General features: G+C 68.5%; 6 protein-coding genes and 2 tRNA genes. 2 read left to right on the top strand and 6 right to left on the bottom strand.

Annotation, left to right across the window (positions count from 1 at the left end; all coding sequences use genetic code 11):
• Window positions 1–161: 161 nt before the first annotated feature.
• On the bottom strand, window positions 162–2,783 hold the full coding sequence (locus ACIQMR_RS32320) for a valine--tRNA ligase (RefSeq protein ID WP_401394864.1): 2,622 nt from the start codon (window positions 2,781–2,783) through the stop codon (window positions 162–164).
• Window positions 2,784–2,920: 137 nt separating this feature from the next.
• Between ACIQMR_RS32320 and ACIQMR_RS32315 the strand changes: the two genes are divergently transcribed.
• On the top strand, window positions 2,921–3,865 hold the full coding sequence (locus ACIQMR_RS32315) for a hypothetical protein (RefSeq protein WP_401394861.1): 945 nt from the start codon (window positions 2,921–2,923) through the stop codon (window positions 3,863–3,865).
• A 128-nt stretch (window positions 3,866–3,993) separates the two neighbouring features.
• Here ACIQMR_RS32315 and clpX read toward each other — a convergent pair whose 3' ends face one another.
• The 5 genes from clpX to ACIQMR_RS32290 form a co-directional block, all read right to left on the bottom strand.
• A complete protein-coding gene (gene clpX / locus ACIQMR_RS32310; protein ID WP_266374216.1) occupies window positions 3,994–5,274 on the bottom strand; it encodes an ATP-dependent Clp protease ATP-binding subunit ClpX in 1,281 nt (426 codons plus the stop codon).
• A gap of 143 nt (window positions 5,275–5,417) precedes the next feature.
• Window positions 5,418–6,101 carry an ATP-dependent Clp protease proteolytic subunit gene (locus ACIQMR_RS32305; RefSeq protein ID WP_323137238.1) on the bottom strand — a complete coding sequence of 228 codons (684 nt, stop codon included), beginning with the start codon at window positions 6,099–6,101 and terminating at the stop codon, window positions 5,418–5,420.
• An 83-nt stretch (window positions 6,102–6,184) separates the two neighbouring features.
• Window positions 6,185–6,790: an ATP-dependent Clp protease proteolytic subunit gene (locus ACIQMR_RS32300; RefSeq protein WP_093654246.1), complete on the bottom strand. Its 606-nt coding sequence runs from the start codon at window positions 6,788–6,790 to the stop codon at window positions 6,185–6,187.
• A gap of 341 nt (window positions 6,791–7,131) precedes the next feature.
• Entirely contained in the window at window positions 7,132–8,514 is a 1,383-nt protein-coding gene (tig, locus tag ACIQMR_RS32295) for a trigger factor (RefSeq protein ID WP_401394856.1), read from the bottom strand.
• A 206-nt stretch (window positions 8,515–8,720) separates the two neighbouring features.
• Window positions 8,721–8,797 (bottom strand) — tRNA-Pro (locus tag ACIQMR_RS32290).
• A gap of 166 nt (window positions 8,798–8,963) precedes the next feature.
• Here ACIQMR_RS32290 and ACIQMR_RS32285 point away from each other — a divergent pair.
• Window positions 8,964–9,034 (top strand) — tRNA-Gly (locus tag ACIQMR_RS32285).
• The last annotated feature ends 39 nt before the right edge of the window (window positions 9,035–9,073 follow it).

Here is a 9,073-nt window from a genome sequence, read left to right as displayed (position 1 = left end):
TTGGTGGGGGCGGGCGGGGGGGGTTTTGGGGGGGGGGGGGGGGGGGCCCCCCCCCGGGGGGGGGGGGGGCCCCCCCCCCCCCCCCCCGCGGGCCCCCCCGGGGGGGGGGGGGGGGGGGGCCCCCCCCCCCCCCCCCGGACCTCTGCAAGGACGGACCCGGCCTAACCCTGCGGCAGGCTCGCCAGCTGGGCGGCGATGCGCTCGATGTCCTCGTCCGCCTTGGCGAGGCGGCCGCGGATCTTGTCCACGACGTTGTCCGGGGCCTTCGCCAGGAACGCCTCGTTGCCGAGCTTGGCCGTGGCCTGCGCCTTCTCCTTCTCGGCCGCCGCCAGGTCCTTCGCGAGCCGCTTGCGCTCCGCGTCCACGTCGATCGCACCGGACAGGTCCAGCGCGACCTCGGCGCCCGCGACCGGCAGCGTCGCCGTCGCGTGGAACGAGTCGCCCTCCGGCTGCAGCCGCAGCAGCTGCCGGATCGCGCCCTCGTGCGGCGCCAGCGCGGTGCCGGTGAGCGTCAGCCGGGCCGGGACCTTCTGACCGGGCTGGAGACCCTGGTCGGAGCGGAACCGGCGGACCTCGGTGACGACCCGCTGGACCAGCTCGATCTCCTGCTCGGCGTCGGCGTCACGGAAGCCGGAGTCGGTCGGCCATTCGGCGATGACGACCGACTCGCCACCCGTGAGCGTGGTCCACAGCGTCTCGGTGACGAACGGGACGACCGGGTGCAGCAGCCGCAGGGTGACGTCGAGGACCTCGCCGAGGACCCGGGCGGAGACCTTCGCCGGCTCGCCGCCGCCCATGAACGTGGTCTTGGACAGCTCGACGTACCAGTCGAAGACCTCGTCCCAGGCGAAGTGGAACAGCGTGTCGGACAGCTTCGCGAACTGGTAGTCCTCGTAGTACGCGTCGACCTCGGCGACCACCGAGTTCAGCCGCGACAGGATCCAGCGGTCGGTCGCCGACATCTGCTCGGGCGACGGCATCGGGCCCTCGACCGTCGCGCCGTTCATGAGCGCGAAGCGCGTCGCGTTCCAGATCTTGTTCGCGAAGTTGCGCGAGCCCTGGACCCAGTCCTCGCCGATCGGGACGTCGACGCCCGGGTTGGCGCCGCGCACCAGGGTGAAGCGCAGCGCGTCGGAGCCGTACTTGTCCATCCAGTCCAGCGGGTTGACCGCGTTGCCGAAGGACTTCGACATCTTCTTGCCGAACTGGTCGCGGACCATGCCGTGCAGCGCGATGGTGTGGAACGGCGGGGTGCCGTCCATCGCGTACAGGCCGAACATCATCATCCGCGCGACCCAGAAGAACAGGATGTCGTAGCCGGTGACCAGGACGGAGTTCGGATAGAACTTCGCGAGGCTCTCGGTCCGCTCGGGCCAGCCCAGGGTCGAGAACGGCCACAGGCCGGAGGAGAACCAGGTGTCGAGGACGTCGGTGTCCTGGGTCCAGCCGTCGCCGGACGGCGGCTGCTCGTCGGGGCCGACGCAGACGACCTCGCCGTCCGGGCCGTACCAGACCGGGATGCGGTGGCCCCACCACAGCTGGCGCGAGATGCACCAGTCGTGCAGGTTGTCGACCCAGTCGAAGTACCGCTTCTCCATCTCCTGCGGATGGATCTTGACCCTGCCGTCGCGGACCGCGTCACCCGCGGCCTGCGCCAGCGGGCCGACCTTGACCCACCACTGCATGGACAACCGCGGCTCGATGGTGGTCTTGCAGCGCGAGCAGTGACCGACCGAGTGGGTGTACGGACGCTTCTCGGCGACGATCCGGCCCTCGGCGCGCAGCGCGGCGACGATGGCGGAACGGGCCTCCAGGCGGTCCAGGCCCTGGAAGGGGCCGTGTGCGGTGATGACGGCGCGCTCGTCCATGACGGCGAGGTTCGGCAGACCGTGCCGCTGGCCGATCTCGAAGTCGTTCGGGTCGTGCGCGGGCGTCACCTTGACGGCGCCGGTGCCGAACTCCGGGTCGACGTGCTCGTCGGCGACGACGGGGATGCGGCGGCCGGTCAGCGGCAGCTCGATCTCGCGTCCGACGAGGTGCTTGTAGCGCTCGTCCTCGGGGTGAACGGCGACGGCCGTGTCGCCCAGCATCGTCTCGGCGCGGGTCGTCGCGACGACGATGGAGTCGTCGCCCTCCCCGTACCGGATCGAGACGAGCTCGCCGTCATCGTCCTGGTACTCGACCTCGATGTCCGAGATGGCCGTCAGGCAGCGCGGGCACCAGTTGATGATCCGCTCGGCGCGGTAGATCAGCTCGTCGTCGTAGAGCTTCTTGAAGATGGTCTGGACGGCCTTGGACAGGCCCTCGTCCATGGTGAAGCGCTCACGCGACCAGGCGACACCGTCGCCCAGGCGCTTCATCTGCCCGGAGATCTGGCCGCCGGACTCGCCCTTCCACTGCCAGACGCGCTCGACGAACGCCTCACGGCCCAGGTCGTGGCGGGACTTGCCCTCCTTCGCCAGCTCGCGCTCGACGACGTTCTGCGTGGCGATACCGGCGTGGTCCATGCCGGGCTGCCACAGCGTCTCGTAGCCCTGCATCCGCTTGCGGCGGGTGAGGGCGTCGATCAGCGTGTGCTCGAAGGCATGGCCCAGGTGGAGGCTGCCCGTGACGTTCGGCGGCGGGATGACGATCGTGTACGGAGGCTTCTCGCTCTTCGCGTCGGCCTCGAAGTAACCGCGCTCTACCCAGCGCTCGTACAGCTTCCCCTCTACCTCGGCCGGCGCGTACTGGGTCGGCAGTTCGGGGGTGCTGGCTGGCTGATGCTGAGTGTTCTCGGTCACGAGCCACAGTTTAGAGGTGTCACGGGCCCGTTCTGAAACGGGAATGTTCCGTAACGGTGTGGGCCCCGGCTCCACGGCACCGTGCGGTTTCCGCCAGGATGTTCGGACAGCATAAGTATCTGGAGGGGAACCCAGGAATGAGCTACAACCAGCCGGGCCCGTACGGCGGTCAGCCCCAGCAGCCCGGCCCGTACGGCCAGCCGGGTCCTTACGGCCAGCAGCCGCAGGCGCCCCAGCCCGGCTACGGCTACCCGCAGCAGGCTCCGCAGGGCGTCCCGCCCCAGCAGCAGGGTTACGGCTACCCCCAGCAGCAGCCCGGCCCGTACGGCCAGCCGCCCCAGCCCCCGTACGGCGCGGGCCCTGGCGCGTACCCGCCCCCGCCGCCGGCCCAGGGCGGCGGCAAGAAGACCGGCCTGATCATCGGCGCCGTGGTCGTGGCGGTCGCGGTGATCGGCGGCGGCGTCTGGTGGTTCACGGCGGGGGGCGGCGGTTCGTCGGTCGCGGACGACGGTCCGCACAAGCTGACGACTCCGGCGACCGTGCTCACCGAGTACAAGAAGATGGACGGCAGCAGTGGGGGCGGACCGTCCGACGACGACTTCCTCAAGGACGTCGAGAAGAGTGGCATCAAGAACGGTAAGCAGGTCAAGGCCAACTGGGAGGTGAAGGACGAGAGCAATCCCCTGGCCGGAAAGCTCATCACGTTCGGCGGCGCCTACGGTCAGATCGACGACCCGGAGGCGGTCGTCGACGGCGTGTTCGCCACCATCGAGGCGAAGTCCAAGGAGGACAAGGACGCCGAGGTGGAGATCGTGGGCAGTCCGAAGGCGTACGAGCCTGCGGAACTTGACGGCGCCGTCCTGAAGTGCCAGCAGATGAAGTCCAAGCCGGACGCCTCCGAGGCTCCTGCTGCGGGGCCGAAGGAGTTCACCATGACGGTGTGCGCATGGGCCGACCACAGCACGGTCGCCTTCGTGATGCCTATGGACATGTCTACCTTGATGTCCGGCAAGGGCACCGCGCCCGAGGATGCCGCGAGCATCACCGCCAAGCTGCGCAAGGAAATCCGCGTCAAGGCGTAGCCGCCGCAGGGTGGGGTCAGCCCCGCCGCAACTGCCCCCAGCGGGCCTGACCCTCTAGGGGAAGTACACAAGGGCGCCCGGCCGGTTCACCGAACCGGCCGGGCGCCCTTCGCGTATGTGTGCGCCGCCTACGCGGACTTCTCGTGGCGGCCGTCGTTCTTCACGATCCGCGGCACCAGCGTCGGGTTCACGTTGTTGTGGACCACGTCCGCCGTGATGACGACGCGGGCCACGTCCTTGCGGGACGGCACCTCGTACATCACCGACATCAGGACCTCTTCCATGATGGCCCTGAGCCCACGCGCGCCCGTGCCGCGCAGGATCGCCTGGTCGGCGATGGCCTCCAGGGCCGGGCGGTCGAAGTCCAGCTCCACGCCGTCGAGTTCGAAGAGGCGCTGGTACTGCTTCACCAGGGCGTTGCGCGGCTCGACCAGGATCTTCAGCAGGGCCTCGCGGTCCAGGTTGTGGACCGAGGTGATGACGGGCAGACGGCCGATGAACTCGGGGATCATCCCGAACTTCACCAGATCCTCCGGCATGACCTCCTGGAACTGGTCGCTGGCGTCGATCTCCCGCTTGGAGCGGATCGTGGCGCCGAAGCCGATGCCCTTGGCGCCCGCGCGCGACTCGATGATCTTCTCCAGGCCGGCGAAGGCGCCGCCCACGATGAAGAGCACGTTGGTCGTGTCGATCTGGATGAACTCCTGGTGGGGGTGCTTCCGGCCGCCCTGCGGCGGGACGGAGGCCGTCGTGCCCTCCAGGATCTTCAGCAGGGCCTGCTGCACGCCCTCGCCCGAGACATCCCGGGTGATCGACGGGTTTTCGCTCTTACGGGCGACCTTGTCGATCTCGTCGATGTAGATGATCCCGGTCTCGGCCTTCTTGACGTCGTAGTCGGCCGCCTGGATCAGCTTCAGCAGGATGTTCTCGACGTCCTCGCCCACGTACCCGGCCTCGGTGAGCGCCGTGGCGTCCGCGATGGCGAACGGGACGTTGAGCATCCGGGCCAGGGTCTGGGCGAGAAGCGTCTTGCCCGAGCCCGTGGGGCCCAGCAACAGGATGTTGGACTTGGCGAGTTCGATCGCGTCGTCCCGCCCGCCCTGCCCGTTCTCACCGGCCTGGACGCGCTTGTAGTGGTTGTACACCGCGACCGAGAGGGCCTTCTTCGCGGGCTCCTGCCCGACGACGTACCCCTCGAGGAACTCGTAGATCTCGCGCGGCTTGGGGAGTTCCTCCCACCGCACCTCGGAGGTCTCTGCGAGCTCCTCCTCGATGATCTCGTTGCAGAGGTCGATGCACTCGTCGCAGATGTACACCCCGGGGCCTGCGATGAGCTTCTTCACCTGCTTCTGGCTCTTTCCGCAGAATGAGCACTTGAGCAGATCGCCGCCATCACCGATGCGTGCCACGAGGTGCTTCCCCTTCGCCGTGGAGCGCTTGGTTCAGCGGCTCCTGGTGCCTCATATCCGACGGTACCTTGCCGGGCCCCTCGTTCGGGCCCCCCTTGGCGCGGTTCACATTGACGTGTACCGCGCCAAGGGCAGGTCGAGCGTCAGGCGGCCGCAGCGGCCGTGCTCTTACGGGTCGACACGATCTGGTCGACCAGGCCGTACGCCAGGGCGTCCTCGGCCGTCAGGATCTTGTCGCGCTCGATGTCCTCACGGACCTTCTCGATCGGCGTGGAGGAGTGCTTGGCCAGCATCTCCTCGAGCTGCACACGCATCCGCAGGATCTCGTTGGCGGCGATCTCCAGGTCGGAGAGCTGCTCACGTCCGGTCTGCGAGGACGGCTGGTGGATCAGGACACGGGCGTGCGGCAGGGCCATCCGCTTGCCGGGGGTGCCGGCGGCCAGCAGGACGGCCGCGGCGGAGGCCGCCTGGCCCATGCAGACCGTCTGGATGTCCGGCTTCACGAACTGCATCGTGTCGTAGATGGCGGTCAGCGCGGTGAAGGAGCCACCGGGGCTGTTGATGTAGATCGAGATGTCGCGGTCCGGGTCCATCGACTCCAGGCACAGCAGCTGCGCCATGACGTCGTTGGCGGAGGCGTCGTCGATCTGCACGCCGAGGAAGATCACGCGCTCCTCGAAGAGCTTCGCGTACGGGTCGTACTCGCGCACGCCCTGGGAGGTGCGCTCGACGAAGCGGGGGACGACGTAGCGGTTGTCCACCTGCGGGCCGGTGTAGAGGCCGCTCGCGGAGACTGCGGGGAACTGGTTCATGGTCGTGTTCACCATCCTGGTGGCGTTCAGTGGGCTGGGGCTGAGGGGGCGGGCGGGGTGCCGGTCCGGTCCGGGGGCTCGGCCCCCGGCTGCCGGACTCAGGCGCCGGTGCCGCCGCCGCCCGGAACGCCCGAAGCGGCGGAGATGATCTCGTCGATGAGCCCGTAGTCCTTGGCCTCCTCGGCCGTGAACCAGCGGTCGCGGTCGCCGTCGCGGATGATCGTCTCGACGGTCTGGCCGGAGTGGCGGGCGGTGATCTCGGCCATGCGCTGCTTGGTGCGCAGAAGGTACTCGGCCTGGATCTTGATGTCCGAGGCCGTACCGCCGATACCGGCCGAGCCCTGGTGCATCAGGATGTCGGTGTGCGGCAGCGCGAAGCGCTTGCCCGTGGCGCCGCCGGTGAGCAGGAACTGGCCCATGGAGGCCGCCATGCCCATGCCGATGGTGACGACGTCGTTCGGGATGTACTGCATGGTGTCGTAGATGGCCATGCCGGCCGTCACCGAGCCACCGGGGCTGTTGATGTAGAGGTAGATGTCCTTCTCCGGATCTGCGGCCAGGAGAAGGAGCTGCGCCGTGATCTTGTTGGCAATGTCGTCGTCGACCTGCTGGCCCAGGAAGATGATGCGCTCGCCGAGCAGCCGGCTGTAGACCTGGTCGCCGAGGCCTCCACCGATGGACGGCTCACCGGCGGCGTTAGGCATCAGAATCGTCACGTAATCCACCTGCTCGTCTCTGACGGCTGTGGCCGTCTCAGCGTTCTGGAACCTGGGGGCGGGAAATCCCCGCTGGCGGGTACTCCCGGGCGGGTAATCCCCTGCCCTCGTACTCATGGACCCTAACGCGCTGGTGGGCGGGCGCCATCCCGGTTCCCGAACTGTTCGCTCGGAGCGCAAGCTAGGGGGCGCGCGGAGTGACGAACACGCCCGCCGACCGGGCGCCCGTACGCCGACGGGCCCGGCCTCGCGCGGTGCGCGGCCGGGCCCGTCGTACGGGTTCAGCGCGGGACCCGGGCTCCCCGGTGGACCGGGGGACCCGACGAGGCTCAGGCCTCGGTCTTGTCCTCGTCGCCGGTGGCCGCGGCGGAGCCCTCGGCGGACTCCTCGGCCTCGTCCTCGTCGTCGCTCATGTCGACGATCTCACCCTTGGTGTCCTTGACCGTGGAGGCCTCGACGACGACGGCGAGCGCCTTGCCGCGGGCCACCTCGCCGACGAGCATCGGCACCTGGCCGCCCTCGACGACCGCCTGGGCGAACTGGTCGGGGGACATGCCGGAGGAGGCGGCGCGGCGCATGAGGTGCTCGGTGAGCTCCTCCTGGCTGACGTTGAGCTTCTCCTTGTTGACCAGCTCGTCGAGGACGAACTGGGTCTTGATGCCCTTGACCGCCTGCTCCTTGGTCTCGGCGACGAACTCTTCCTCGGTCTTGCCCTGGATCTCCAGGTACTTGGCGAGGTCGAGGCCCATCTGGCCGAGCTGGTGGTGCTCCAGGTTGTGCTTGCGGGTGTTGATCTCGTCCTCGAGGAGCTTCTCGGGGATCGGGACCTCGACCAGCTCCAGGAGCTTCTCCAGGACGCGCTCCTGGGCCTGGGTGGCCTGGTCGTACTGCTTCATGTTCTCGAGGCGCTTGCGGCTGTCGGCCTTCAGCGCGTCGAGGGTGTCGAACTCGCTCGCCATCTGCGCGAACTCGTCGTCCAGCTCGGGGAGCTCACGGGCGGCGACCTGGGTGACCTTGACGGAGACCTCGGCGTCCTTGCCCTCGGCGGAGCCGCCCTTCAGCTGCGAGGTGAAGGTGGCCTCGCCGCCGGCCTCCAGGCCGGTGACGGCCTCGTCGATGCCCTCGAGGAGCTCTCCGGAGCCGATCGTGTACTGCACGCCCTCGGCGACACCGTCCGCGAGGACCTCGCCGTCGACCTTGGCCTCCAGGTCGATCGTCACGACGTCACCCTCGGTGGCGGCGCGCTCGACCGGGGAGGTGGAGGCGAAGCGGGTGCGCAGCTGCTCGACCGACTTCTCGACGTCCTCGTCGCTGACCTCGATCTCGTCGACCTCGACCTCGATGCCGGAGTAGTCCGGGATCTCGATCGCCGGACGGACGTCGACCTCGGCGGTGAAGTTCAGCGTCTCGCCGTCCTTCAGCTCCGTGATGTCGACCTCGGGCTGGCCGAGCGGATTGATCTCCGCCTCGTTGACCGCCTCGGTGTAGAACTTCGGAAGCGCGTCGTTGACGGCCTCCTCCAGCACCGCACCGCGGCCGAACCGCTGGTCGATGACCCGGGCCGGGACCTTGCCCTTGCGGAAGCCCTTGACCGTGACCTGCTGGTTGATCTTCTTGTACGCCGCGTCGAGGCTGTCCTTGAGCTCCTCGAAGGGCACCTCGACAGTGAGCCGAACCCGGGTCGGGTTCAGGGTCTCCACGGCGCTCTTCACGGTTCGGTCTCCTTGGTGGCTGAATACTGGGGTTCTGCCGGGCCCACCACGACGGCTCACTACGACAGTGACTCCGGTGGCGGCTCAGCGGATCGGGCCCGGCTCTTCAGACACTCGTCAGACACACGGGCACACAGATTGCATAGTAACCGCAAGCAGGATGAGCCCCACAATGCGATCTTGCTGTGGGTGTGATCGTGACTCATTGGTCGGGGTGGCGGGATTTGAACCCACGGCCTTCCGCTCCCAAAGCGGACGCGCTACCAAGCTGCGCCACACCCCGTCGGTGCGACACGTAGGGTACATGCCCAGAGGCGGTGGTCAGGTCCCTTTGTCCGCGCGCACACGGCGCCGACCCACGACGCACACAATGCGGTGTGCGACGAAGGGCGGGGACCCGCTACGATGCTCTTCGTGCCGCGGTCCTCACGACCTGTGGCGCAAACCCTGCGGGCGTAGCTCAATGGTAGAGCCCTAGTCTTCCAAACTAGCTACGCGGGTTCGATTCCCGTCGCCCGCTCTTGATGGCTCAGGGCCAGGTCAGAGGTCGATTCCTCTG

The sequence above is a fragment of the Streptomyces sp. NPDC091376 genome (assembly GCF_044757085.1).
In the GTDB taxonomy this organism is placed as follows: Bacteria; Actinomycetota; Actinomycetes; order Streptomycetales; family Streptomycetaceae; genus Streptomyces; species Streptomyces pratisoli.
This window is presented reverse-complemented; position numbering and strand designations above follow the sequence as displayed.

Coding starts and splice junctions, on each gene's coding strand:
- ACIQMR_RS32305 (WP_323137238.1), bottom strand. CDS start 6,101: ATGGTGAACACGACCATGAACCAGTTCCCCGCAGTCTCCGCGAGCGGC.
- ACIQMR_RS32315 (WP_401394861.1), top strand. CDS start 2,921: ATGAGCTACAACCAGCCGGGCCCGTACGGCGGTCAGCCCCAGCAGCCC.
- ACIQMR_RS32300 (WP_093654246.1), bottom strand. CDS start 6,790: ATGCCTAACGCCGCCGGTGAGCCGTCCATCGGTGGAGGCCTCGGCGAC.